The organism is Chryseobacterium sp. KBW03 (assembly GCF_003852415.1).
GTDB lineage: Bacteria > Bacteroidota > Bacteroidia > Flavobacteriales > Weeksellaceae > Chryseobacterium > Chryseobacterium viscerum.
On sequence record NZ_QAJO01000011.1, the window covers coordinates 215,036 to 239,877 of the forward strand.

Sequence of the window (24,842 nt, forward strand, 5' to 3'; positions counted from 1 at the left end):
AATAACAAAAAATATGTCAAAATATAGCAGATTATGCTTCAAAATTATCTTCTTCTGCCTCCCAAACCAAACATACCGAGAATCGCTTTTGCTCCTTCTCTCATTAATGTGCTGGTGAAAGTACGGCCCGCTTTACTTTGCAACACCTGTTCAAACATTCCCGGCTCTTCTTTTACCGGTCTTGTTTTTTGTGTCGGAGATGGGTTTTGTGCAGCCTGTTCCATTCTGTTGGTTAGCATTTCGTAAGCAGATTCTCTATCTATTGCCTCTTCATACTTTGCAACGAGCGCCGATTTAGAGGTTAAATCTGAGATTTCCGCCCCGCTCAAAACATCCATTCTTGATTCCGGAGAGATCAGGTAAGTGTGTACTAATGGTGTGGGTATCCCTTTTTCATCCAAAGCTGTTATAAATGCTTCTCCAATTCCTAAATTCTGGATCAGACTGGAAGCATTGTAATATTCTGTTGTAGGATAGTTTTCTACCGCTTTGTTAATCTCTTTTTTATCTTTTGCCGTAAACCCTCTCAGCGCATGCTGTATCTTCAATCCTAATTGAGAAAGTACATTTTCGGGTACATCACCAGGAATCTGAGTAATAAAATAGATTCCTACTCCTTTGGAACGGATCAGTTTTACCATGGTTTCAATCTGCGAAAGAAGAGCCTTTGATGCTTCATCAAAAATAAGGTGAGCTTCATCGATGAATAATACCAGTTTTGGTCTTCCACTGTCTCCTTCTTCCGGAAATGTCATATAAATTTCAGCAAAAAGCGAAAGCATGAATGTAGAGAACAGCTGTGGCTTATTCTGAATGTCTGCTACTCTTAAAATGTTGACAACTCCCTTACCGTCTCTTGTTTCCAGTAAATCCTGAACATCAAAGCTTAATTCACCAAAGAAACCCGCAGCACCCTGCTGTTCCAATGCAACAATAGACCTTAAAATAGTCCCCAAAGAAGCAGAAGCAATCGATCCGTAGTTGGCAGCAAGCTCAGCTTTTCCCTGTGCATTATCTGTTACATACTGCAATACCTTCTTCAGGTCATTAAGGTCGATCAATGGAAGTCCTTTATCATCACAATATTTGAAGACAATAGACATGATGCTTTGCTGAGTATCGTTAAGTTCAAGGATTTTGCTTAGTAAAACAGGTCCGAATTCTGTAACAGTGGCCCTTAATTTCACACCTTCTCCTCCTGAAATACTCATCAATTCAACCGGAAATCCTTGTGGATTATAAGGAAGCTGTGTTTTAGCATATCTTTCTTCAATAATTGGATTCATCTGTCCTGCTTCAGCAATCCCTGAGAAATCGCCTTTAATATCAAGAACCAATGAGGGAATTCCCGCATGGGAGAGCTGTTCTGCAAATACCTGCAATGTTTTCGTCTTACCTGTTCCGGTAGCTCCGGCAATAAGACCATGACGGTTGATCGTTTTCAGAGGAATTGTTACGTTTACTTCCGTAACGACATCTCCATCCAACATTCCTTTTCCTAATATAATATGTTCTCCTTTCGGAGTATATCTAGCATTTAATTCTTCAATAAATTGTGCTTTGTCTGCCATCTGATTGTTTTTAACTTATAAATATAAAATTTTTTAGAAGATATTTTTAAATATTTTACAATGAACTTTTCTCCATTCTCCGGAAGAATAAATTTAACTCTGCTAAGCAAATTCTAAACCATGACCATTAAATTCCTAGATATTAAGCTCATTCATCCGAAGAAACATGATAAAAAACAGCATTTTTAAATTATCATTATGTAAGGCATTCTTTTTGCTTAAAAACAAAAAGTATTAAACATTCGTTTAACAAAATATTGAAAGAAACTATCACTGGAATTTAACATTTCATTTAGAATTTATCTAATACTTTGTATCTTTAACTCATTAAAAAAAGACCCCAATGAAAATTGAACAAATATATACGGGCTGTCTGGCTCAGGGTGCCTATTATATTGTATCAGAAAATGAAGCAGTCATTATAGATCCTTTAAGAGAGGTAAAACCTTACCTGGATCGTCTGGAAAAAGATAATGTCACTTTAAAATATATTTTTGAAACCCATTTCCACGCTGATTTTGTATCGGGACATTTGGATTTAAGCAAGAAAACAGGTGCTTCGATTGTATACGGACCTACTGCTGCTCCAGAATTTGAAGCAATTATTGCGGAAGACAATCAGATTTTTGAGATTGGAAAAGTAAAAATAAAGGTAATGCACACTCCGGGACACACGATGGAAAGCAGCACTTACCTTTTAATAGACGAAAATGGCGTTGAAACGGCAATTTTCACCGGTGACACCCTATTTTTAGGTGATGTTGGAAGACCGGATCTTGCACAGAAGGCAACTAATCTTACTCAGGAAGATCTTGCAGGAATTCTGTACGACAGCCTTCAGAACAAAATCATGCCATTGGCTGACAGCATCACGGTGTATCCTGCTCACGGAGCTGGTTCTGCATGCGGAAAGAATATGCAGAAGGAAACAGTGGATATTTTAGGCAATCAAAAGAAGACGAATTATGCGCTTAATCAACCTGATAAAGAATCTTTCATCAGAGAAGTTCTTGATGGTTTAACAGCTCCACCGAAATATTTCGGAATGAATGTAGCGCTAAACAAAGGTGGATATGAAAGTCTGGATGTTGTCATGGACAAAGGGCTACAACCTGTTGCACCGGAAGATTTTGAAGCACTGGCTGAAGAAACAGGAGCCTTAATTTTAGATACAAGAGGGGCTGCGGATTTCCATAAAGGATTTGTTCCCAACTCTATCAATATAGGATTGAAAGGTGACTTTGCCCCATGGGTAGGAAACCTTATCGTGGATGTAAAGCATCCTTTATTACTGATAACAGACGAGGGAACTGAAGAGGAAGTAATTACCAGATTAAGCAGAGTAGGTTTTGACAATGTAGTAGGTTATCTGAAAGGAAGTTTTGAAGCCTGGAAAAATGCAGGTAAAGAAACGGATGAGATCAAAAGGATCACCCCGGCTGAATTTGCTGAACAGTTTACAGAAGACGCAACAGTAATTGATGTAAGAAAACTGACTGAATATTCTGCAGAGCACATTGACAATGCTTACAACAAACCATTGGATGCTATCAGTGACTGGGCCCGCACGATGGATGATTCTGAACACTTCTTCCTGCACTGTGCCGGCGGATACAGAAGCATGATCGCAGCAAGCATCCTTAACTCACACGGAATCAGAAACTTTACTGAGATCGAAGGAGGTTTTAACGGAATCAAAAAAACGGAAAAATTTCCCACTTCGGATTTTGTATGTCAATCCAAAACGTCGTAAGGTCATGAAGATTCGGTTTTTTGGACTTGTTTTAGCATTAGCTTTTACGCTAAGTGCCTGTAAAGCATCGCATATTGCAGAGACACCCAAAGTCAGCATCACGGAAGTTGTCAACAGTTCTGATGTAACGTTGGTGGATGTCAGAATTCCGGAACAATATGCTGCGGGAACGGCAAAAAATGCCATTAATATTCCATTGGCAGAGATTCAGAACAATATAGAAAGCCTTAAGGGTAAAAAAGTTGTGGTTTTCTGCAACAAAGGAATCCAGGCAGATCAGGCTATGGAAATTTTGAAGAAAAATGGAGTGGAAGCATATGATGGTACAAGCTGGAAAAATGTAAAGGCTATTCAGGACGAAACATCCAAAAAGATAAACTAATAAACCCAAAATATGTCACAAAAATTTCAGGAAATCATTGATTCCGAGAGACCCGTACTGATCGACTTTTTCGCAACATGGTGTCAGCCTTGTAAAGTACAGTCTTCGGTATTAAATACAGTAAAGGAAAATATCGGTGAAGAAGCCAGAATCATCAAGGTAGATGTAGACCAGTATCCCGCATTAGCCGCTCAATACGGAGTGCGCGGAGTGCCTACGCTGGCGATTTTCAAAAATGGAGAACTATTATGGAAGGAAAGTGGTGTTCATGATGTGAATACATTAACGAACCTTCTGCAGCAATACGCATAGCAAAAGACAAAAAAGAGGCTGATATTCAATGAATTTCAGCCTCTTTTTTATTTATAATTCAATTGAAAAGTGATCTCTGTCATTCAAAAACTGAAAGTGCATTCTAAAATCCTTCAATTCCTCCATATTTAGTTCTGCAGATACAAGATTACCTTTCTTTTCGGAGATTTCTTTTCCATCCGCGAAGAAACAGTGAGAACTTTCCTGATAAAAAAGGTTATTCCCATCGGTTCCAATCCTGTTTAAGCCAAACACAAAAGACAGGTTTTCAATAGCCCGGGCTTTTAATAAGTGTTCCCATGCTCCTACCCTTTTCTCAGGCCAGTTGGCCACATACAAAACAGCATCATAATCATCATTATTTCTGGCAAAAACCGGAAAACGGAGATCATAGCAAACCTGAAGCAGAAATCGTATTCCTTGGTACTCAACAATCACCCTGTCTTTTCCGGGAGTGTAGACTTTATCTTCTCCTGAAAAGGAAAACAAATGTCTTTTATCGTAAAAGACCGTTTCACCACCGGGTTTTATAAAATACATTCTGTTGTAAAAGTTTCCGTTTTGTTCTACCGGAGCACTTCCACAGAATGCAGCATTTTTTTCATTTGAGATTTTCATTAAAAACGCCAAGGACTCCTCATTTCTGTCCGACACTTCGGAAGCATCCATACAGAAACCTGTTGAAAACATTTCGGGGAGAAGAAACAGATCTGCTTCCTCATTCTGAAGTTCGTTTTCTATGAGTTTAAAATTTTCAGCTTTATTTTTCCAGATGATATCTAAATTTAGTCCTACAACTTTCATCTTTTATTTTTTTAAATTATTTCAAATCTGATTGATAAAATTACAGCTTTTATCATTACAAAAGAAAACTTTCAGGAGAATTAAACAGTAGAAAAACAGCGTCTTTTCCTCAACTGCTGCGCTTTATTTCTTAATAATTTACTAAAGTCTTCCATTTTTATAATACAGATTCTCTTTCGGTTTCATTTTTGATAGAGTTATTTTTTTATTAATATCCTTAAAAATTAAAAATTTATGAAGAAATTGTTTTTTATGGTGATGATTTTCTTTTTTGGAGCTATGGCCAATGCTCAGGCGTGGACAGGAAAGGGAGATCAGAAAGTACAACTGGGGCTGAGTGCATGGGGATATGGAACCGGAGTAACGGGAACTTACGACTATGGACTCAACAAACTTATTTCAGTAGGAGCTGGAATTAATGGTTATTTTAGCAATTATAAAAACAATGATAAAGACAATCGTGTGTTTGTTTTTGGAAGGCTGAATTTTCATTTACAGGAAGCGCTGAACCTGCCTTCAAAATGGGACATTTACCCTGGAGTAGATCTTGGAATTCTTGGAAAAGACTTCGGAATTGGCGCTCACATTGGAGCCCGATATTTCTTCACAGAGAAAATTGGGGTATTTGCAGAGGTAGGTAATAACGGCAGCCTTGGGGTTTCTTTCAATTTATAATCAAAACGTCTCTAAATATGACAAAGCTTCTCGTTTCGAGGAGCTTTTTTATTTGGCATAGTTTTGATAATTGTTACCTTTGCAAATTAAAATCTAAAATTTATTAATGGAAATAGCAATCAAACTTTTTCAGTTCATTCTGAGCATCTCTATACTTGTGCTTCTTCATGAGCTTGGGCATTTTTTACCCGCAATATGGTTCAAGACCAGAGCAGAGAAATTTTTCCTGTTTTTTGATCCTTACTTCTCCATATTCTCCATGAAGAAAATCAACGGAAAATGGCAGTATAAGTTTTTATCAAAGAACCTGCCTGATTCTGAAGTAATAGAGGTAAACGGAAAGAAGGAAGAAGTTCCTATCGATATATCAAAACTTCCGGACAACGACTGGAGAAAACATCCTGAACAAACCAAATACGGTATCGGATGGCTTCCTTTCGGAGGCTATGTGAAAATTGCAGGAATGGTGGATGAAAGTATGGATACTGCCCAAATGAAAAAACCGGCAGAATCATGGGAATTCAGATCTAAACCGGCTTGGCAGAGATTGATCATTATGTTGGGTGGGGTTACCGTAAACTTTTTCCTTGCATGGCTGATCTACAGTTGTCTGTCTTTCTTCAATGGAGAAACATATACAGATATCTCGAAATTCAACAATGGTATTGAGGCGACTTCGGCAGGAAAGAAAATGGGCTTCCAGAATGGTGACAAAATCATCAGCGTAGACGGAAAACCAGCAGAAAGACTTGAAAATACTTCTATCAATATTCTTTTAGGAGATCATGTTACGGTAAACAGAAACGGACAGGAAGTTACTTTCCCGGTTAATGCTGACGGTGTTGCAGATGTTCTTAAACAGAGAGAAGCAAAACTTTACATCACTCCAAGAGTTTCCATGGTGATTGATTCATTGGCAACTCCTTCTTCTCAGTCTTCAGGATTGGCAAAAGGGGATAAAATTGTAGGAATCAACGGTAAGAAAGCAGCATTCTTTGATGAAGTAAGCACTCTTTTAAGTGAAAATAAAGGAAAAACAGTTTCTGTAGACGTTGAAAGAAACGGAGCTCTGCAGACCTTACCAGCAGTTTCTGTTGATAAAAATGGAAAACTAGGAATCGCTATTGAAACAAAAAGCATTGCAAAAGCTATTGTAACCAATAAAAAATATTCTTTTGGAGAAGCTATTCCAAGAGGGTTTACAAGAACGATTGAAGCGTTAACTACACAGGTGAAGCAGTTCAAAATCATGTTCAACTCTAAAGTTCAGGGGTATAAAAATGTAGGAGGTCCTATTGCTATTGTAAAAAACATGCCTGTGGATAAAGATGCTGACGGAAGCTTTAAGATCAACTGGGTTGCTTTCTGGAGCTTTACAGCGATGTTCTCTATATGGTTGGCATTCCTGAATCTTATTCCTATTCCGGGACTTGATGGTGGACACGTTTTGTTTACATTATATGAAATTATTGTAGGAAAACCAGTTCCTCAGAAGGTTTTGGAAAACGCGCAGATGATTGGAGTTATCTTCCTTTTAGGATTGATGTTACTGATCTTCGGAAGCGATATTTTCAAGGTATTTACAGGGAAATTATAATTTTTAAAAATTTTTCTTAAAAATATTTGTAGGGTATAAATATTCGTCCTATATTTGCACCACTAAAAACAAAGGACATTCCTCCTTAGCTCAGTTGGTTAGAGCATCTGACTGTTAATCAGAGGGTCCTTGGTTCGAGCCCAAGAGGAGGAGCAAAAAGACTTACAGAAATGTAAGTCTTTTTTACTTTAATAATCTAATCAATCCTATACAAATAGATCTTTGCCCCTCATATTAGGTTTTTTATGGAGCATTTATCTTGTTCAAGAAATCGTCCATCCCACCACAACTCTTCTTTATTTTAGCATCTAATGTACAATCAGATCCATCATTAGTCTGAATATGTGTAACGATTTGCCCAATAATCCGACTATTCTTTTTTAAGCGTGTTATATTGAGAAATATTCGCAGTATAATTACGTTTTATAATACTCTACAACCCCAAAAACCATAAAATCAATTATAGTATTGTATAAATAACCAGTTATACCATGAAGAAAACTATTATTTCGCTATTAACGGCATTTTCTATTATCGGGATTTCGGCACAGGAAAAGTCTTATTTTCTATCCAGTCCATCTTTGAGCCCAGACGGGAAAACAGCTTATTTCGCTTATGACGGTGATATTTGGAAAGCAGATTCCAATGGAGGAAATGCTTCAAGAATTACTGCTTTGGATGGTGAGGAAATCAATCCCCGTCTTTCCCCGGATGGAAAATGGCTTGCATTCAGTTCCAATCAATACGGAAATTATGATGTCTATGTAATGCCTGCCGAAGGGGGAACGATCAAGCAGCTGACCTTCCATACCGGAAGAGATGAAATGGAAAACTGGGGATGGGATAGCAAAACGATTTATTTTACTTCCAGCAGAAATAATAATTTTGGCAGTTTTAAAACAACGATTGAAGGAAAAACACCTCAAAAGCTTTTCAACAATTACTTTAATAATACCAATGGCCTTGTAGAGACTCCGGCTGGAGAATATCTTTTTACAAGTTCTTCAGAAAGTGCTCATCAGGTACAGCGTAAGCGCTATAAAGGAGAAAACAATCCTGATATTCTGGGATATAACCCAAAGAGCAATTCTTTCAAACAGTACACCAACTATGAAGGGAAAGATTTCAACCCAAGTGTAGATAAAAATGGGATTATTTACTTTATTTCAGACGAGAATAATGGTGAATACAATCTTTATAAAATCGAAAATGGTAAGAAAACAGCTTTAACTCAATTTGATACTTCCATTAAAAAGCCTTTTGTTTCAGCAGACGGATCCAAAGTAATTTTTGAAAAGGATTATCAGCTTTATACTTATGATATAGCCTCCAAAAGCACAAAACCTCTTAATATCAGCCTAAATACCAACAAAACACTGGAAAAAGAACAAAACTTCAATGTGGAAAATAATATTTCCTATTATGATGTTTCTCCGGATGGTAAAAAAATGACTTTTATAAGCCGAGGTATTGTATTTGTCTCGGATATTGAAGGGAAATTCGCGCAGCAGGTTTCTGATGGAAAAGAGCGTGCAATGGAAGTAAAATGGCTGAAAGATAACCGAACACTGCTTTACAGCCAGACGTACAATGGATATCAAAACTGGGTTACCATTTCTGCAGACGGAAAAGGGCAGCCCAAACAATTAACTCAGGATTTACGCAATAACCGAAGCATCACTCTTAATAGTGATCTTACAAAAGCAGTTTACTTAAGTGGTCGTGATGAAGTAAGACTTTTGGATTTGAAAACCTTCAACTCTACAACTATTGTAAAGGACGAAATCTGGGCATTCCAAAATTCAAGACCTTCATTTTCGCCTAACAATGAATATGTTCTATTTTCTGCAAAAAGAAACTTTGAACTGGATATTTTCATCTATAACATCAAAAAAGGACAGACATTAAACCTTACCAACACAGGTGTTTCAGAAGAAGATCCTGTTTGGTCACCAAATGGAAAATACATTTATTTTGCCAGCGACAGAACCAACCCGTCTTATCCTTTGGGCATGCAAAAGTCTAATATCTACCGCATGGCATTAGACTGGTTTGACGAACCTTTTAAATCTGAAAAATTCGACAATCTTTTCACTGAAGAGAAAAAGGATACAAAATCTGCCGATAAAGACAAGGACAGCAAGGATAAGAAAGACAAAAAAGAGGAGGACAAGGATAAAGAGAAAAAGGAAGAAAAAGAACCGGTTATAAAAGAACTGAAAGTGAATCCTGAAGATACGCTGGAAAGAATCGAACTGGTTACCGACCGATATGGATATCAGGATGATCCTGCCGTTTTCACGGAAGACAAGAAGGAGATTCTATTATTCAATTCTAATCAGGATAATGGGAAAAGACAGCTGTTCAAGAAGGTTTTCACAGATTTTGAACCTGCCAAATCCGAAAAAGTTTTTGATAAAGCAGCCTATTATATCACTAAAAATGAGAAAAACCTATTTGCTCTGATAGAGGGTAATGTTTATAAAACAACTCTGGCAGCCTTAAAGCCTGAGAAAATAAATATTCAATATACTTTTGATAAAGATCTGGCTTCCGAATTCACTCAAATGTATGCTGAAGCATGGACGGGTGTGGAAGAGAATTTCTACGATGAAAAATTCCATGGTATAGACTGGAAAGCTAAAAAAGAGCAATATGCTAAATATGTTCCTTATGTACACAACAGAAATGACCTGCGAATTTTATTAAATGATCTTTTAGGTGAACTTAATTCTTCCCACACCGGATTTTCATCAACCGGTAAAGAAGAAACAAGGTACCTGAACTATTTCACCAACGAAACAGGAGTGATATTTAAAAAAGATCAGCCTTATATTGTAGAAAGTATTGTAAAAAAATCTCCGGCTTACCGTTCTGGTGTTGATATTAAGCCAGGTGATCAGCTGACTGCTGTAAATGGGAAAAAGATTGATCCTAATGAAAACCGTGAATCTTATTTCGCCACTCCAAAGAAGCAGGATGAGCTCCTTCTTACTTTCAGCCGTGATGGGAAAGAGATAACAACCAAGGTACACCCGATTTCCAATGTAGAATTGAAAGGATTGCTTTACGACGACTGGATATTCAACAATCATCAGCGTGTTGACAAGCTGAGCAACAACCGTATTGCGTATTCTTGCATGAAAAACATGTCTACTGATGAGCTTGACCACTTCCTGCTGGATATGGTAGAGCAGGAAAACAGAAAAGACGCTGTTATTCTTGATTTACGTTATAATACAGGTGGAAACGTTCATGATAAAGTATTGAATTTCCTTTCTCAGAAACCTTATTTACAATGGAAATACCGTGAAGGAAAAATAACAACACAGCCGAACTTTGCTCCTTCCGGAAAGCCTATTGTACTATTGATCAATGAAGCTTCTTTAAGTGACGCAGAAATGACTGCCGCTGGTTTCAAAGCTCTGAAATTGGGTAAAATTATTGGCCAGGATACTTACCGATGGATTATTTTCACTTCGGCTAAAGGCCTGGTGGACGGTTCTTCTTATAGACTTCCTTCATGGGGAACCTATACTTTGGACGGACAAAATCTGGAAAAAACAGGAGTAAAACCTGATATCTATGTTAAAAACACCTTTATGGACCGACTTCAGAACAACGATCCTCAATTGGAACGAGCTGTTCAGGAAATACTTAAAGATTTGAAGAAATAAAAATTCAAAACCATAAAAATAAAAAGACTTACATTTCTGTAAGTCTTTTTTGTTCCATTTTAAAAGTCTATGCTCTATTAAGTATAGGCTTTCTACTGTAAACACCCCTTTATTCTTGTGAAATTCTTTCCAGCTCAATTACCTGTATGGGATCGCTCATCAATTCATCCATCCTATCTGCGAAGCTTTTAAAATGTTCGGTTTGTGTATGAAATTCAAAAGCTTTATCATCTTTAAATGCTTCCCACATATAGAAAGTTCCCGGAGATTCTTTATCTTCAAAAAGAATATAATAGATACAGCCGGCTTCATTGCGGGTAGGATCTATGAGTTGCTGTAAAGCATTTTTCAGTTCTTCTCTTTTCTCCGGTTTAGATTTCAGTACCGCCACCGACTTAAATTCCTTATTCATTATAGTAAATGTTTTTATGTGATTATGATTTTACAAGACTTATAATTTAACCTTATAGATAAAATAAGGAGGCTTTCCGGCATCCGGCTGTCCTGAAAACGCGGTTGTCGTATGAAGCTGGTTGACCGAAATATACAGGTAACCATCATCGGAAACGGCAATATTATCAGGCCATTGTAATTTTGGATCTTTAATAAATTCCGTCAGCTTTCCATTCTTATCCAGCTTACTGATCCCATGACCTCCAAGATTTGTTATATAATGATTCCCTTGTTTGTCTGTGGCAACACCATCACTCACAGGTTTTTCTCCAAATCTCTTAATAGCATTTCCTATCACATTATCATCTTTATTTTCCCTAAAAAGTCTGGCAGGAACTTCGTACCATGATGTTCCGTTCATAGAACCAAAGAACAGCGTTTCCCTGTCATCTGACAGCGTAATAGGATTAATTCCTACGCGGGATGGCTTACCTCCAAAATCAATAACTTTCCCATCAATGATCATATCTACCTCTTCCGTCTGCAAAGCTGGATGGCCACTAAATCTTCTGGCTTTTTTCGTTTTTAGATTTAAAGCGATAATCCCCGGATTGGCTATATCTGCAAGGTAAGCCCATCCATTCTTTTCATCGATGGCAACATCCTGTACAAAACTGCCTTTAGGAGCAATATCGTTGGGCAGCTCTATTTTTTCTGCTATTTTATTGTTTTTCAGATCAAAACACCACAGACGCGTCTTTCCGAGCTCTAAGCCCATATCAATCATCCAAAGACGATTTTCCTTATCTACAGTAACCCCAAGCGGAGTATCAAATTTGTTGTTGTCAGCCGGCTGGCCATTTTTCTGCAAATCAGCCGAAGGAAAAGGTTTTGCTTTACCATTGACAATTTCAACCAACTGCTGTTGGGGACCGGATAAAGGATGCATTGTCGCAAACACCCTACCAGTATGGCTTACAGCTACATTTCCCGGTCGTACGTCATTGAACTGCGCAACTATTTCAAGGCTTTTCCCCTGCTCTGAAAGATAAGAAGCCGACCCATCTATCCAGTCTTTACGCACGGGAGTAAAGAAATCCAGATCTTCAGTTCCTTCTTCAAGACAGAAAAACTCATGGGTAACACCAGCCGGGATTACCAGCACGCCACCAGCTTTTACGATATATTCCTTATCATTCATGAGTACTTTTACACTTCCTTTATTAATATAAGTCACCTGCTCATTCGGATGATTATGGGGAGATACATGTGCACCCTTATCCATTTTCCAGAAAGCAAACGTACTTTCCGAGCCGGACACCCATTTACGCTGCAATCCCTTCCCAACCTGCTCCCAGGTTCCTTTATTAAAATCGGTTTGAAGTACTTTCTGCTGAGCCGAAGCTGCATTGAAGAAAAACAGAGATGCCATTGAAGACATAAAAAATAATGTATTGGTTTTCATTTGTATGTGGAATTATTATATTTTAATTTTTAATACTGAAATTTAGTCCTGTATGGAACCGTTTTTTTATTTCAGTAGAAAAAATCAATATTAGATAGGGCAAAATTATACTGATAATTAGCAAATTACCGGTACAAAACTTCTTTATTTTTGTATAATTTTGCCAAGCAGATAAAATAACACTCATGAACAGAGATGTATTATATGAACCTTACAGCATTCATTTTGAAACATTAGAAACATTTCCGGATAAGGAAAGCAGGAAGAATTTTTTTGAGCTTGTCTTTATTTTATCGGGAACAGGACAGCACTGTATTAATAAGCACAGCTTTTCATATTCGGGCAATCATATGTTTCTTCTGACCCCACAGGATTGCAGCCAGTTCTGGATTGATACAAAAACGCACTTTTTCTTCCTGAGATTCAGCAATATTTATTTAAAAAATGATAAGATTTCAAAAGAGAATATCAAACGGCTGGAGTTTATTCTGGAAAATGCCAATCATAAACCTGGATGCATTCTAAAAAATCAGACAGACAAAACGCTTGTCCGCCCTATCGTAGAAGCTCTTATAAGAGAAGCTGTAAATAAGGATGTATATCACAGCGATCTGACCGCACAACTCATTAATACACTTATTGTTATCGTTGCCCGTAATATTGCGAAGTATCTCCCTCAGAAAATAGACGAAACCTCTGAATCAAGAATTATTAATATTCTCAATTACATCCAGGCTCATATTTATGAACCTGAAAAAATACGAACTGAAAATATTTGTAAAATGTTCGGTTTTTCTGAAAATTACTTAGGAAAATATTTTAAGAAACATAGTGGTGAAACACTGCAGTCTTATCTGAATAATTATAAAATGACTTTAATAGAGCACCGTTTAAAACACAGCAGCAACCGAATTTCAGAAATTGCCGATGAGCTGGGATTCACGGATGAGAGTCATCTTAATAAATTTTTTAAGAATCAGCATGGAAAAAGCCCCAAGGCCTATAGGCTGGAATTTCTTAAGGAATGAATGACAAATTGATGTGCTCCTGCCTGTCACAAAAAAATATTTAAAATTTAATTTATTGAAAAATAAAAAGATAGCTTTTTTCACTGAATATTCGAGAATAAAAACTTGCTTGGTACGGATATTCCTATTATATTTGCACCACTTAAAACAAAGAACATTCCTCCTTAGCTCAGTTGGTTAGAGCATCTGACTGTTAATCAGAGGGTCCTTGGTTCGAGCCCAAGAGGAGGAGCAAAAAAGACTTACAGAAATGTAGGTCTTTTTTTATGAATAAACTCCTTAAAAAGAACATCCGGATAACTCATAAATAGCAGGATGTTTTAATTGTCATTAATTCACTGATTCTTATCCTTATAAGCCTTAAAATTTCCGCATTAATTTTACCAAACACATATATAATTTTTGCTACATTTGTCGTTTTGTATAGTAGAATAAAAATATTTTATCTTTTTACCTTATTTTTTAAATAAACTGCATGCTTTTTGTTTATGCTAATTGCCTGAAGAAACGAATGATGTTAAACAATAACTCCCAAAAACACTATCTTTTATTTTTTTTCCTAATCCTCGCCAGTTCGGTATCCGCCCAAAACAAAGCCAGCGGTAAGGTGGTTGACGAAAAAAACAACAAAGAGCTTACTAAAGTTGATATTTTTATCAACGATAATAAAACGCCTTCCCTGACGACAACATCAGGAAGCTTCACTGTACAATCAGACAGCATCATCCATAAGTTAAAATTTTCCAGAAAAAATTATACTGCAGAAACGCTTGATATCACTCCAGAAAATGCTGAAAATGTTTTCGTACAGCTTTCCCAGGCTAAAGTAAGTGACATCCAGGAAGTGGTATTACAAGGTGGAAAAACCAAATACAAGAACAAAAAAGAAAACCCTGCTTACGCCATCATGCAGAAAGTATGGGCACAAAAAAGAAATAACGGGTTAGAAAAGTTTGATACCTATTCGTACAAAGAATACGAAAAAACCCAGTTTGACCTTAACAATCTGGACAGTGCATTCATGAAGAAAAAGATTTTCAATAAACTGGATTTCATTTTCAATTATGCAGATTCTACCGCGAGTGGAAGGCTTGGTCTTCCTATTTTCCTGAATGAAGCCGTGTATGAAAATTTTGGTAAAAACAGACCTGACAAGAACAGTAAAAGAACACTGGTAGCCCAAAAAACTTCAGGATTTCAGGACAATCAGGTAATTACCGTTTCCGCTAAAAACCTATATCGTGACATTAATATCTACGATAATACGCTGAATTATTTTGATATCGGATTCCAGAGCCCTGTAGGAAGTGACGGATTTGGAACATATGATTACAACCTGACGGATACTATTACCATCCGCGGGGAGAAGGCTTTTCAAATACGATATCAACCTAAAAGAAAAGATGTTCTTGCATTCCAGGGAAATCTATATATTGACACTGATACCTATGCTGTATTGGGAGCGACTTTAAAATCAACCCAGAAAATTGGCGTGAACTTCATCAACAGTGTGTATACGCAGGTGGAATATGATAATCCGGATGAATCAACATTTCTTCCTAAAAAGTTGGTTACAGAATTTGAAATGAGCCCTTTTTCAAAAAAGAAAGGGTCCAAAAGTATTATAGCCAAAAGATCGGTAGATTACTCCGATTATGAATTCAACAAACCTCTTGATCCAAAAGTCTTCAAACGCACAGAGGAAGAATATGAAGACAAGTTTACAAATAAAGACGACGCCTATTGGACCAAAGCCAGACCTGATACTTTATCTAAAGCAGAACAGGGTGTTTACAACATGCTAGATCAGCTTCAGCAGACCCCGAAATTCAATCGGATGGTAAAACTGTTTGAAACCCTAGGTTCCCGTTATTATAATGCCTTTAAAGGGATAGATATCGGTCCTATTTTTTCAATTTATGGAAGATATGAAGTAGAAGGAGATAGGATAAGACTAGGAGCGAGATCTTATTTTGGATTGAATGATCCGTGGAGAGTTCAGTTTTATACTGCGTACGGTTTCAAAGATCAACAGTTCAAATACGGAGTGGAAGCAAGATATATGTTCAATAGGCTCAACCGCTTCATGATTGGGGCAGGAACCAGCAGAGATATTGTTCAGCTTGGCGGACAGCTTACTGCCGGCGATGGCGTTGCTTCCCGTTCTTTATCTTCCAGTACTTTCTTTGCGAGAGGAGAAAATATTTCTTTAAGTTCTGTAAACCAGACCAATGTTTTCGCTGCCATTGAACCATGGAAGAATTTCCAGATAAGAGTAGACGGAGTGATGCAGAGCGTGAAATCGGCTATTCCCGAAAAGTTCAACCTTATGTATTTTAAGGATGGGCAGCTGCGACAAACAACAAATGATTCTCACGTAACAATCAGTTTAATCGCAAAACCCGGAGCAAAATTTTCACAAACCGGTATTGACCGATATCAGGCGAGAAACCTGGCCCCTACAATTGTTTTAAGATATACCAGAGGTATAGAAGGACTTTTCAATGCGGATTTCAATTATGACAAGTTGCAATTCATGCTTTATAAACCATTTTTGATTGGAAGCATGGGAAAATTGGTTGTTAATTTTGAAGCGGGTAAAAACTTCAATACCGTTCCTTTGGCACTGCAGAATATCATTCCGGCCAATCTTTCATATGGGCTTGCACCGAATACATTTTCCCAGCTAAACTACTATGAATTTGTTGCTGATGCTTATACTACCCTTCATCTGGAACATCATTTTAATGGCAAAATACTTTCTTATATTCCTTTGATTAAAAAACTGAAGCTAAGAGAAGTTGCTTTTATCAGAGCAGCTTACGGAACATTAAGTGATGCTTCCAAAGCAATCAATGTAGAAGGCTTTAAATACTCTGCACCAAGCGAGCATATTTATTACGAGTATGGTTTCGGGATTGAAAATATAGGAATCGGAAACTTAAGAATTTTCAGAGTTGATTTCAACTGGAGAGGAAACTATCTCGACAGACCGGATATTTCAAAATTCGGTGTTAAAGCAGGATTCCAGGTAGGATTCTAAACAGTAAATAATATAAAACAAGATCGGCGGCTTCTTTGAAGCCGCCGATCTTTTATTTTCAGCTTTATAAAAAATCAGAGATGATGATTAAAAGCACTCACAAGGCTCTTCTACATCAAGAAGGCAACGCATCTTTTGTTCCGGTGTCATACCACACCAGATATCACATGATCTGATTGGTTTTGATGGACATAATCCTAAAGTCGCTCCTCCATTGATTTCTTTCAGATTCTTCTTCGTTAATTTTTTTAAATTTTTCATGATAAATTAGTTTTAATTTGTTGCCTACTCTCTCTACTTTTCGGCTACCGTAATGATTTTTTATGATCACAAACAAATATATAAATATTTCACTATTACAGGATATTATTAAGAATTTTTAACTAAAAAAGCCGAACATTGTTAAATATTCAGCTTTGACTTATATTTCAAAAAGCTTATTCAAAACATTCTGTACAGGACTGAGAAAGCATACAGTGCGATTTCTGCCATGGAGACCATCTGCACCATTCATCACAGGATTGAAACATAGATGGGCAGGTTGCCGCTACTCCACCTGTCATACTTTTCAAATTCTTCTTGGTCAATTTTCTTAGATTTTTCATAGATATTTTGTTTTAATTTGGCGCCTACTCTTTATGCTTTTCGGCCTTCGCAACTGATTCATAATTGGACAGTTAACAAATATAAAAATATTTCACAAAGAAATGAATATCTATGAAAATGTTTTGGTGAAATTGAATAAACAAAAAAAAGCCTCAGTAAATAAATACTGAGGCTTTAATTTTTATAAAACGCTTAATTAATTATGCGTTTGGTTCTACAGATACGAAAGATCTGTTGTTTGCTTTCTTTCTGAAAACTACTTTACCATCTACTAATGCAAACAAAGTGTGATCTTTACCGATTCCCACGTTATCACCTGGGTGGTGCTGAGTACCTCTTTGTCTAACAATAATATTTCCGGCAATAGCTGCTTGTCCTCCGAAAATCTTCACACCTAATCTTTTAGAGTGAGACTCTCTACCGTTCTTGGAACTACCGACTCCTTTCTTGTGTGCCATTTTATTACTGGATTATTTATTAAGTGCTTTAAATTGATCGATATTCTTAATGATAGCAGCATCTACTTCTTCATGAGTAAGAATATTCTTTTCTAATTCAACTTTAACTGCTTTACCTAAAGTAATTAAAGTTTCTCTGTTCTCTTTAGACTGAGACAAGTTGTTTTTCTTTAAGTGATAGTTCAGCTCGTGATCTTCACTAAAGTTAACAGTTGCGTTGTCTGAAAGAACTTCACCTTTCACAGTTTCTTTTTTAGCAGCTTTCTTAGCTCCTGCTTCAAAACCTGTAATACCAGTGATTACGATTTGAGTTAAAGATTGTCTGTGACCGTTTTTCACTTTGTAACCTTTTCTTCTTTTCTTTTTGAAGATGATTACTTTATCAGCTTTTACGTGGTCAAGGATCTCTGCTTCTACAGTGATTCCGTTTACAGCTGGGGCGCCTACAGTGATTGCTCCGTTTACAGTAAGAAGAACTTTATCGAAAGAAACTTTTCCTCCTTTATCTCCTTTTAAACGGTTTACAAACAACTTCTGGTCTTGCTCAACTTTGTATTGAAGCCCTGCTATTTCTACAATTGCAAACATTGTTTATAAATTTTTAGTTATTTCGAGGTGCAAATATACATATAAATTTCTAATTAGCTTACAATCAAAGCAATGTTTTTTTAATATAAATCCTATTCACTATGCTTTGAATAATTTTTTACAATAAAGTACTCACACTTAAGAGATAATTTCATACATTCGTTTTACCAAATTGAATTTATATATGAAAAGAAACTTTAATCTCTGCTTTTTAGCAGGCGCCATCGCTGTTACATCATTAACAGCATGTAGTGATGACCAAATGGACAACAATGTTCAACCTCAGCCAGAAGCACTTAGTGCAAAAATTGACCAACCGGGAGATCTTGAAAAAATCTGTTACTATGTAGACAACAACTGGAGCTCCAATTCAGTTTTAGTGACAGGACTTCAAAACTCCACAGATACCAATTTTATGAACTCACAGATGACTAAAATTGCAAGCTTATGGGGAAGAAGCAATCCTACGTTGAGATTTGTGAACGATCCATCCAATTTCAATTCAACGTATAATGCGATTTCCTATTCTACAGGGAAGATCTATTATGGGTATGCCATCTATTATGATGCAAAAGCAAAAGGAGGTGATATTGTCAATGCGATGATCCTTGCTCATGAGTATGGACATCAGCTGCAATATATCTTTGGGCTTCCTTCTGTAAGTGAAAATACAGCAAGACCTAATGAACTTGAAGCTGACGGTTTCGCAGGGTACTATTTGAGAAGACCCAATGGTTACAACAAAACCAATTTCTCTGAAATTGCCGCTGCTTACGAATTTGCACAAAGTATTGGAGACTATCAGACAAACAGTCCTGGCCACCACGGAACCCCTGCACAGAGAAGATCAGCAGTCCGTTTAGGATTTCTTTTAGGACAGTATGATCTTAATGCTTCAAATTTTGATTATAACTTCTTCTATTACTATCAAGGAGTATTAAATGGTACCTATAAGATGGCTAAAAACACAGTAAATCCTGAAATTGACGCATACATGAGTCAATATATCGATGAACTGAGAAAAATTCAGTCAGGAGAAATTTCTGCAGAAGAATTTAAACATCTTAAATAAACGAGAACATTCATTTTTAGCATATTTAAGAAAGGAGGCGGACAGTATGTTCCGCCCCTTTTTTGTTTTTAAAAACCTTTTTATGTTTTATAAAATCAATTTGTTTGTATTTTTGAAAAAATAACAAAAGAACTTCCAATCAATCTAAAATGAACAGAGATCTCTATATTGATTTCGCCAAAGGACTGGCAACACTCTCCATCATCTTTATCCATACAGCTTTCTGGTCTGGGCAGTTTTATATTCCCGCAGAAGTAAGAGTTTTCTCTCTTGTTTTTGATGTGGCTCTATTTTATGCACTCAGTGGTATTACCTCAGGAGCCAATATTGAAAAAACACTGTACCGTCTTCTAAAGCTGCAGATCACTTATATGATTTTTGTGACTTTCCTATTCTTTTTAGATTACTTTTTTAAAGTTTTCGGGCTTAGTTTCTTTTCTATGGAATGGCTACAGAGTTTTTATTCAACATTTGGTTCCAAATATTCCACGACTAGTATTTCAACCTATCCTCAATGGGAAAATCTGGGCAATTGGTATCTTCATCAGTATACCAATGCAGATACATTTCCGGTGGTCATGGGAAGCTTCTGGTATCTGAAAGTATATTTTATCCTTACTGTTTTCGGAGTACTTATACTTAGGTTTTTCCCGAAGCACATCAATTGGTTCATTGGACTTAGCATCGCATTAACCCTATTATTCAACATTTTCCCAGAATATTATCCGACAGGACAGGTGGGATATGTTGCCTTTTATCTTGCGGTCTTTTTAATCGGGAACAAAATGCGTGGAAAAAAAATACCAACCAAAGCAATTCCTGTACTATATGCACTTGTTGGAGCTGCTCTTGTATGGATGTTCTGGTATTATGGAGGGGAGATTTTTTATAAGATCAATAAAAATAAATTTCCACCCAAGATTCCTTATATCATCTGGGCATTGTTCTCTCTGGTAACATTATTTGTTCTCTATAACCGTTTAAAAATCACAAAAGAAAGCCTTATCACCCATATCGGAAAGAATGCTATTTTCTTCTACTTTGCACAAGGGATCAGCTCATCACTGGTTTATTTCCTGGTAGTTCCTTTGAAAGAGAATATGCCTTGGTGGATTCTGATGGTCTTCATTTATGTTCTTAATATCATTCTTGCTTTCATTCTCGCTGCTGGATTAAAAAAAGTAGACGATCTGGGATGGCAAATCTTAGGGTTTTTAAGAAAAAAGACGGCTTCTTAACAGATTAGCAGTCAATTTGAAATAAAATAATCTTTATTACCGCAATTTATTTTAATTTTACAAAAAATTCAAAACATGTTTAAGTTGAAACTTCCCACTGATCCAAGGTGGGCAAATATTGCAGAAGGAAACATAGGAGAAATTTTAACAGATCATGCGTGGTGCGAACAGAAAGCCACAACAAATGCCATCAGTTTAATCAATATGCTCCCCGAACATCCGGAAATCGTCACAGAACTTATTGCCATTGCGCAGGAAGAGCTTGACCATTTCAGCCAGGTTCACGAAATTATCAAAAAGAGGGGTTTTGTTTTCGGAAAAGCAAGAAAAGATGATTACGTCAATGAACTGGCTAAGTTTGTTGTTCAGGGAAGCAGAGAGGATCTGATTGTTGACAAACTGCTTTTCGCAGCGATGATTGAAGCAAGAAGTTGTGAGAGGTTCAAAGTTCTTACTGAAAACATTAAGGATGAAGAGCTTAAAACTTTTTATAAAGAATTAATGATCTCAGAAGCTAATCACTATACGACTTTCATTGGTTTCGCAAGACAGTTGGGCGATATCGAAAAGGTAAACCAACGTTGGGAAGAATGGCTGGAATATGAAGCAAGCATTATCAAATCCTACGGGAATAAAGAAACCATTCACGGTTAAAATATAAACAGTAAAGAATAAAGAGTAAACGTTGAAGAAGCCAAGCTTTGAAAATATCGCCAATTTTTTTCTGAAAAACTTTTTTCAGGGATTAGTGATCATTGGTCCTATCGGGCTTACCATTTTTGTCATCTGGTATGTGGTAAGTGCTATTGACAATCTTATTCCCTCTCTTGCCAAGCAGGTGCCGGGGCTTGTTTTCGTATCAATCATACTGTTTACAGCAATTTTAGGATTTTTAGGAAATAAATTCGTAGTCGGAAGGTTCTTTTTCGATACGATGGACAGCTTACTGGAGAAAACTCCGGGAGTAAAACACATTTACACTCCTACGAAAGATGTCATGTCTTCATTCGTAGGCGACAAAAAAAAATTCAACGATCCTGTATGGGTAAAAACCAATGAAAATCCGGAAATCTGGAGAATTGGTTTTTTAACTCAAAAAGAAATGTCGGACGTTGACAAGCATAATTACGTTGCGGTATATCTTCCCCACTCGTACGCCATCTCGGGCTGGGTAATTGTTACTGAAGAAAAAAACATCAAACCTGTAGTGGGAATGACAGCAGCTTCTGCAATGAAGTTTGCAGTGAGTGGCGGTGTAGCCGGCTTCCATTCTGATGAAAATATATTTAAGGCACCGGAATAATTCTTTTTTCCGTCTTATATATACATTGATGAATTTTGAAAATTATTTTCAAACACATTTTCTTTAAAAACAATTTAAAACATATTTTAACTCATGAAATTACCGTACGCGGAGCCTTTCCGCATTAAAATGGTGGAGGAAATCTACCAATCTACCAGAGAAGAAAGAGAGCTATGGCTTAAGGAAGCTAATTATAACCTTTTCAACTTAAAATCTTCACACGTTTATATTGACCTTCTTACCGATTCCGGAACCGGAGCAATGTCCGATAGACAATGGGGCGCTCTAATGACCGGAGATGAAAGTTATGCAGGATCACGTTCTTTTGAACAATTACAAAAAACAGTAGAAAGCATCACCGGATTCAAATATTTACTACCAACTCACCAGGGAAGAGCCGCTGAAAACGTTCTTTTCTCAGTATTGGTAAAAGAAGGTGACGTAGTTCCCGGGAACTCGCATTTTGACACTACAAAAGGACATATCGAGATCAGAAAGGCACATGCCATCGACTGTACGATAGACGAAGCTTTTGACATTAATGATCTTCACCCGTTCAAAGGAAACATCAACCTTGAAAAACTGGAAGAAGTTTACAAAAGCCACCCTAAGGAAAACATTCCTTTCTGTTTAATTACGATCACTTGTAATTCTTCAGGAGGTCAGCCTGTTTCTTTAGAAAATATGAAAGCTGTAAAAGCTCTTTCAGATCAGTATGGAATTCCTGTATTCTTCGATTCGGCGAGATTTGCTGAGAACGCTTACTTCATCAAAAAAAGAGAAGCGGGGCAGGAAAACAGAAGCATCAAGGAAATCTGCAAAGAAATTTTCTCTTACGGAGACGGAATGACCATGAGCTCGAAAAAAGACGGTCTTGTCAATATCGGTGGATTCATTGCGTTGAATAATGAAGATGTTTTCAGAAAAGCATCCAACTTCACCATCATCTACGAAGGATTCATTACCTATGGAGGAATGGCCGGAAGAGACATGGCGGCATTGGCAGTAGGTCTGGATGAAGCAACTGAATTTGCTTACCTTGAAAGCAGAATCTCTCAGGTTGAATATCTTGGAAATAAACTGATTGAATATGGAATTCCTGTTCAGAAACCAATTGGAGGACACGCTGTATTCATCGATTCTTTAAACTTCCTTCCAAATGTTTCCCGTGAAGAATATCCGGCACAGACATTAGGTCTTGAAATTTATAAAGAAGCAGGGATCAGAACCGTAGAAATCGGAACGTTGCTGGCTGACAGAGATCCTGCAACAAGAGAAAACCGTTATCCGAAATTAGAATTGGTACGTCTGGCAATTCCTAGAAGAACCTATACGAATAACCACATGGATTATATTGCTGCGGCTATAAAGAACGTTTATGAAAGACGCGAAGAAATAGCAAAAGGATATAAAATCGTCTGGGAACCGGAAATCTTAAGACACTTTACAGTTCAGCTTGAAAAAGCTTAATGATAAAACCGGAATTTTTTCCGGTTTTTTTATGCATTACATGTAAAAGCATATTACAGAAACAAATTTTTATTTCCTTACAAACTATTTTACTTAATAAAAATTATTCATCTATAACAATACATATATTTTATAAGCATATATAAATCAACCATATATATTTATGGACAAGTATATACCATGCTTTTCATTCTATTTTTCTCAAAATCAAAATCAAATAATTTCATTTTTATCAATAGTAAATGTTTTTAATTTTAATTTTGTACTGATCTAATGAAATAGATTTAAAAATACTTAAAAAACCAACCTGAAAATCCGTTATTCCGAAATGAACAAAATTGCTGTCGTGGGCGCTGGTATTTCCGGCTTAAGCATGGCGAATTACTTAGAAAAATATAAGATAGATTATCATATTTACGAAAGAAGAAAAAAAGAAGATTTGGCAGGCCATGGCTTTCTCATTCCGCAGGAGGGGATGAACTATCTTTATCAGATTATTGACCCCGACCTCCTTCATAAGCATGGAAATTTCCTGAAAAAATACATACAATATTCCCATACAGGAAAAATACTTGCAGAAAAGGAGCTGGACAGTGTTTTTGCTATTTCCAGACATCAATTAATTGATCTGCTATCCCAAAACATTTCCTCTGAAAAAATAACTTACGAAGAAACCATTATTTCCGATGATAAGCAGGGTAGAAAAATGAAACTTTCTGACGGAACTGATATTGATGGTGACATCATTATTATTTCTGACGGTTCCAGAAGCCACATCAGAAAGGAACTTTTTAAAGACGAAAAAATAAGAATCGTAAGGGAAAGTGAAGTGGTAAATATCATTGAAAATAAAGAGATTGCAGAATCCCTTGAAAATGATTTTATGAAATTCCATCATGAAGAAGGCGGACTGACTTTCGGAATCCTCAAACTTTCCGAAGATACAATTCTTTGGTATTCACAGTTTGACAACGAGAAATACCGTATCAATGAGTGTTCTGCCGGCAATCTAAAGAAATATATGCTTGAAGTTTTTGAAAAATGGCATCCTTTAGTCCCGTCAATCATAAAAAAATCAGACTACAAAAACGTACATTTATGGCGCGTTTATGAACTGGAAAAACTGAATCCATTTTATAAAGACAATATTGTATTCATCGGTGATGCAGCACATCCACTGATTCCATTTACAAGTCAGGGAGTTACTTCAGCACTGAAAGACTCATTTACACTAACTAAATATTTAGTTGAAAAGAATACTACAACAGAGGCCTTCATTAAATATGAAGCAGAAAGGAAACCGGAAATTGAAGTCCACATCAACAATGGAAGGACATTACTGAATCAGTTTTTACTTCCGCTTGACCAGCAAACAGAAAATATTTTACCCATATCATACAAATAAAA

The 24,842-nt window shown here is 36.7% G+C and carries 22 protein-coding genes and 2 tRNA genes; 16 read left to right on the forward strand and 8 right to left on the reverse strand.

Annotated features, from left to right (window positions below; genetic code table 11):
* Positions 1–44 precede the first annotated feature (44 nt).
* Positions 45–1,571: a helicase HerA-like domain-containing protein gene (locus DBR39_RS19745; RefSeq protein WP_124535953.1), complete on the reverse strand. Its 1,527-nt coding sequence runs from the start codon at positions 1,569–1,571 to the stop codon at positions 45–47.
* Between the two features lie 343 nt (positions 1,572–1,914).
* Between DBR39_RS19745 and DBR39_RS19750 the strand changes: the two genes are divergently transcribed.
* From DBR39_RS19750 to DBR39_RS19760, 3 genes are read left to right on the forward strand one after another with little or no spacing between them, the layout of a single operon-like run.
* Complete coding sequence (locus DBR39_RS19750; protein ID WP_124535955.1) at positions 1,915–3,324, forward strand: MBL fold metallo-hydrolase; 1,410 nt, start codon at positions 1,915–1,917, stop codon at positions 3,322–3,324.
* Positions 3,325–3,328: 4 nt separating this feature from the next.
* Positions 3,329–3,706, forward strand: coding sequence for a rhodanese-like domain-containing protein (locus tag DBR39_RS19755; RefSeq protein WP_124535957.1), 378 nt, complete (start codon positions 3,329–3,331; stop codon positions 3,704–3,706).
* A gap of 12 nt (positions 3,707–3,718) precedes the next feature.
* Entirely contained in the window at positions 3,719–4,018 is a 300-nt protein-coding gene (locus DBR39_RS19760; protein ID WP_103235066.1) for a thioredoxin family protein, read from the forward strand.
* A 51-nt stretch (positions 4,019–4,069) separates the two neighbouring features.
* Here DBR39_RS19760 and DBR39_RS19765 read toward each other — a convergent pair whose 3' ends face one another.
* A complete protein-coding gene (locus tag DBR39_RS19765; RefSeq protein WP_124535959.1) occupies positions 4,070–4,822 on the reverse strand; it encodes a nitrilase-related carbon-nitrogen hydrolase in 753 nt (250 codons plus the stop codon).
* A 234-nt stretch (positions 4,823–5,056) separates the two neighbouring features.
* On the opposite strand from DBR39_RS19765, the gene DBR39_RS19770 reads away from it, so the two are divergent.
* From DBR39_RS19770 to DBR39_RS19785, 4 genes are all read left to right on the forward strand, one after another.
* On the forward strand, positions 5,057–5,497 hold the full coding sequence (locus DBR39_RS19770) for a DUF6646 family protein (protein WP_124535961.1): 441 nt from the start codon (positions 5,057–5,059) through the stop codon (positions 5,495–5,497).
* A gap of 106 nt (positions 5,498–5,603) precedes the next feature.
* The gene (gene rseP, locus DBR39_RS19775) at positions 5,604–7,094 is read left to right on the forward strand and encodes an RIP metalloprotease RseP (RefSeq protein WP_124535963.1); all 1,491 of its coding nucleotides are present in this window, start codon (positions 5,604–5,606) and stop codon (positions 7,092–7,094) included.
* Between the two features lie 79 nt (positions 7,095–7,173).
* Positions 7,174–7,247, forward strand: a tRNA-Asn gene (locus DBR39_RS19780).
* 338 nt (positions 7,248–7,585) lie between these two features.
* A complete protein-coding gene (locus tag DBR39_RS19785) occupies positions 7,586–10,771 on the forward strand; it encodes a S41 family peptidase (RefSeq protein ID WP_124535965.1) in 3,186 nt (1,061 codons plus the stop codon).
* A 109-nt stretch (positions 10,772–10,880) separates the two neighbouring features.
* Here the strand turns inward: DBR39_RS19785 and DBR39_RS19790 are convergent, their stop codons facing one another.
* Both DBR39_RS19790 and DBR39_RS19795 read right to left on the reverse strand, forming a co-directional pair.
* Positions 10,881–11,183, reverse strand: coding sequence for a putative quinol monooxygenase (locus tag DBR39_RS19790; RefSeq protein WP_124535967.1), 303 nt, complete (start codon positions 11,181–11,183; stop codon positions 10,881–10,883).
* A gap of 39 nt (positions 11,184–11,222) precedes the next feature.
* Positions 11,223–12,629, reverse strand: coding sequence for an L-dopachrome tautomerase-related protein (locus tag DBR39_RS19795; protein ID WP_124535969.1), 1,407 nt, complete (start codon positions 12,627–12,629; stop codon positions 11,223–11,225).
* A gap of 185 nt (positions 12,630–12,814) precedes the next feature.
* Here DBR39_RS19795 and DBR39_RS19800 point away from each other — a divergent pair, with 185 nt between their 5' ends.
* The 3 genes from DBR39_RS19800 (at position 12,815) to DBR39_RS19810 (ending at position 16,700) form a co-directional block, all read left to right on the forward strand.
* Positions 12,815–13,657, forward strand: a complete 843-nt coding sequence (locus DBR39_RS19800) for an AraC family transcriptional regulator (protein ID WP_124535971.1) — start codon at positions 12,815–12,817, stop codon at positions 13,655–13,657.
* Positions 13,658–13,815: 158 nt separating this feature from the next.
* Positions 13,816–13,889 (forward strand) — tRNA-Asn (locus DBR39_RS19805).
* 279 nt (positions 13,890–14,168) lie between these two features.
* On the forward strand, positions 14,169–16,700 hold the full coding sequence (locus tag DBR39_RS19810; protein WP_228447879.1) for a DUF5686 family protein: 2,532 nt from the start codon (positions 14,169–14,171) through the stop codon (positions 16,698–16,700).
* An 87-nt stretch (positions 16,701–16,787) separates the two neighbouring features.
* Here the strand turns inward: DBR39_RS19810 and DBR39_RS24380 are convergent, their stop codons facing one another.
* The 4 genes from DBR39_RS24380 to rplU form a co-directional block, all read right to left on the reverse strand.
* Positions 16,788–16,961 (reverse strand): bacteriocin-like protein, encoded by a 174-nt coding sequence (locus tag DBR39_RS24380; protein ID WP_185147232.1) that lies wholly within the window; start codon positions 16,959–16,961, stop codon positions 16,788–16,790.
* Between the two features lie 176 nt (positions 16,962–17,137).
* Positions 17,138–17,305, reverse strand: coding sequence for a hypothetical protein (locus DBR39_RS24385; RefSeq protein WP_185147233.1), 168 nt, complete (start codon positions 17,303–17,305; stop codon positions 17,138–17,140).
* Positions 17,306–17,506: 201 nt separating this feature from the next.
* On the reverse strand, positions 17,507–17,764 hold the full coding sequence (gene rpmA / locus DBR39_RS19815) for a 50S ribosomal protein L27 (RefSeq protein ID WP_027372929.1): 258 nt from the start codon (positions 17,762–17,764) through the stop codon (positions 17,507–17,509).
* A 12-nt stretch (positions 17,765–17,776) separates the two neighbouring features.
* A complete protein-coding gene (rplU, locus tag DBR39_RS19820) occupies positions 17,777–18,352 on the reverse strand; it encodes a 50S ribosomal protein L21 (RefSeq protein WP_103231343.1) in 576 nt (191 codons plus the stop codon).
* A 184-nt stretch (positions 18,353–18,536) separates the two neighbouring features.
* On the opposite strand from rplU, the gene DBR39_RS19825 reads away from it, so the two are divergent.
* The 6 genes from DBR39_RS19825 to DBR39_RS19850 all read left to right on the forward strand — a co-directional run bounded on the left by DBR39_RS19825 (position 18,537) and on the right by DBR39_RS19850 (position 24,840).
* Positions 18,537–19,424 (forward strand): metalloprotease, encoded by an 888-nt coding sequence (locus DBR39_RS19825; protein ID WP_124535973.1) that lies wholly within the window; start codon positions 18,537–18,539, stop codon positions 19,422–19,424.
* A gap of 149 nt (positions 19,425–19,573) precedes the next feature.
* On the forward strand, positions 19,574–20,662 hold the full coding sequence (locus tag DBR39_RS19830; protein WP_124535975.1) for an acyltransferase family protein: 1,089 nt from the start codon (positions 19,574–19,576) through the stop codon (positions 20,660–20,662).
* Between the two features lie 75 nt (positions 20,663–20,737).
* On the forward strand, positions 20,738–21,316 hold the full coding sequence (locus tag DBR39_RS19835) for a tRNA-(ms[2]io[6]A)-hydroxylase (protein WP_124535977.1): 579 nt from the start codon (positions 20,738–20,740) through the stop codon (positions 21,314–21,316).
* A gap of 31 nt (positions 21,317–21,347) precedes the next feature.
* Positions 21,348–21,965, forward strand: coding sequence for a DUF502 domain-containing protein (locus DBR39_RS19840; protein WP_103231339.1), 618 nt, complete (start codon positions 21,348–21,350; stop codon positions 21,963–21,965).
* Positions 21,966–22,058: 93 nt separating this feature from the next.
* Entirely contained in the window at positions 22,059–23,435 is a 1,377-nt protein-coding gene (locus DBR39_RS19845) for a tryptophanase (protein ID WP_124535979.1), read from the forward strand.
* A 328-nt stretch (positions 23,436–23,763) separates the two neighbouring features.
* The gene (locus tag DBR39_RS19850) at positions 23,764–24,840 is read left to right on the forward strand and encodes an FAD-dependent monooxygenase (protein WP_124535981.1); all 1,077 of its coding nucleotides are present in this window, start codon (positions 23,764–23,766) and stop codon (positions 24,838–24,840) included.
* Positions 24,841–24,842: the final 2 nt, after the last annotated feature.

Coding starts and splice junctions, on each gene's coding strand:
- rpmA (WP_027372929.1), bottom strand. CDS start 17,764: ATGGCACACAAGAAAGGAGTCGGTAGTTCCAAGAACGGTAGAGAGTCT.
- DBR39_RS19845 (WP_124535979.1), top strand. CDS start 22,059: ATGAAATTACCGTACGCGGAGCCTTTCCGCATTAAAATGGTGGAGGAA.
- DBR39_RS19850 (WP_124535981.1), top strand. CDS start 23,764: ATGAACAAAATTGCTGTCGTGGGCGCTGGTATTTCCGGCTTAAGCATG.
- rplU (WP_103231343.1), bottom strand. CDS start 18,352: ATGTTTGCAATTGTAGAAATAGCAGGGCTTCAATACAAAGTTGAGCAA.
- DBR39_RS19810 (WP_228447879.1), top strand. CDS start 14,169: ATGATGTTAAACAATAACTCCCAAAAACACTATCTTTTATTTTTTTTC.
- DBR39_RS19745 (WP_124535953.1), bottom strand. CDS start 1,571: ATGGCAGACAAAGCACAATTTATTGAAGAATTAAATGCTAGATATACT.
- DBR39_RS19825 (WP_124535973.1), top strand. CDS start 18,537: ATGAAAAGAAACTTTAATCTCTGCTTTTTAGCAGGCGCCATCGCTGTT.
- DBR39_RS19835 (WP_124535977.1), top strand. CDS start 20,738: ATGTTTAAGTTGAAACTTCCCACTGATCCAAGGTGGGCAAATATTGCA.
- DBR39_RS19755 (WP_124535957.1), top strand. CDS start 3,329: ATGAAGATTCGGTTTTTTGGACTTGTTTTAGCATTAGCTTTTACGCTA.
- DBR39_RS19750 (WP_124535955.1), top strand. CDS start 1,915: ATGAAAATTGAACAAATATATACGGGCTGTCTGGCTCAGGGTGCCTAT.
- DBR39_RS24385 (WP_185147233.1), bottom strand. CDS start 17,305: ATGAAAAATCTAAGAAAATTGACCAAGAAGAATTTGAAAAGTATGACA.
- DBR39_RS19765 (WP_124535959.1), bottom strand. CDS start 4,822: ATGAAAGTTGTAGGACTAAATTTAGATATCATCTGGAAAAATAAAGCT.
- DBR39_RS19795 (WP_124535969.1), bottom strand. CDS start 12,629: ATGAAAACCAATACATTATTTTTTATGTCTTCAATGGCATCTCTGTTT.
- DBR39_RS24380 (WP_185147232.1), bottom strand. CDS start 16,961: ATGAAAAATTTAAAAAAATTAACGAAGAAGAATCTGAAAGAAATCAAT.
- DBR39_RS19830 (WP_124535975.1), top strand. CDS start 19,574: ATGAACAGAGATCTCTATATTGATTTCGCCAAAGGACTGGCAACACTC.
- DBR39_RS19770 (WP_124535961.1), top strand. CDS start 5,057: ATGAAGAAATTGTTTTTTATGGTGATGATTTTCTTTTTTGGAGCTATG.
- DBR39_RS19790 (WP_124535967.1), bottom strand. CDS start 11,183: ATGAATAAGGAATTTAAGTCGGTGGCGGTACTGAAATCTAAACCGGAG.
- DBR39_RS19800 (WP_124535971.1), top strand. CDS start 12,815: ATGAACAGAGATGTATTATATGAACCTTACAGCATTCATTTTGAAACA.
- DBR39_RS19785 (WP_124535965.1), top strand. CDS start 7,586: ATGAAGAAAACTATTATTTCGCTATTAACGGCATTTTCTATTATCGGG.
- DBR39_RS19760 (WP_103235066.1), top strand. CDS start 3,719: ATGTCACAAAAATTTCAGGAAATCATTGATTCCGAGAGACCCGTACTG.
- rseP (WP_124535963.1), top strand. CDS start 5,604: ATGGAAATAGCAATCAAACTTTTTCAGTTCATTCTGAGCATCTCTATA.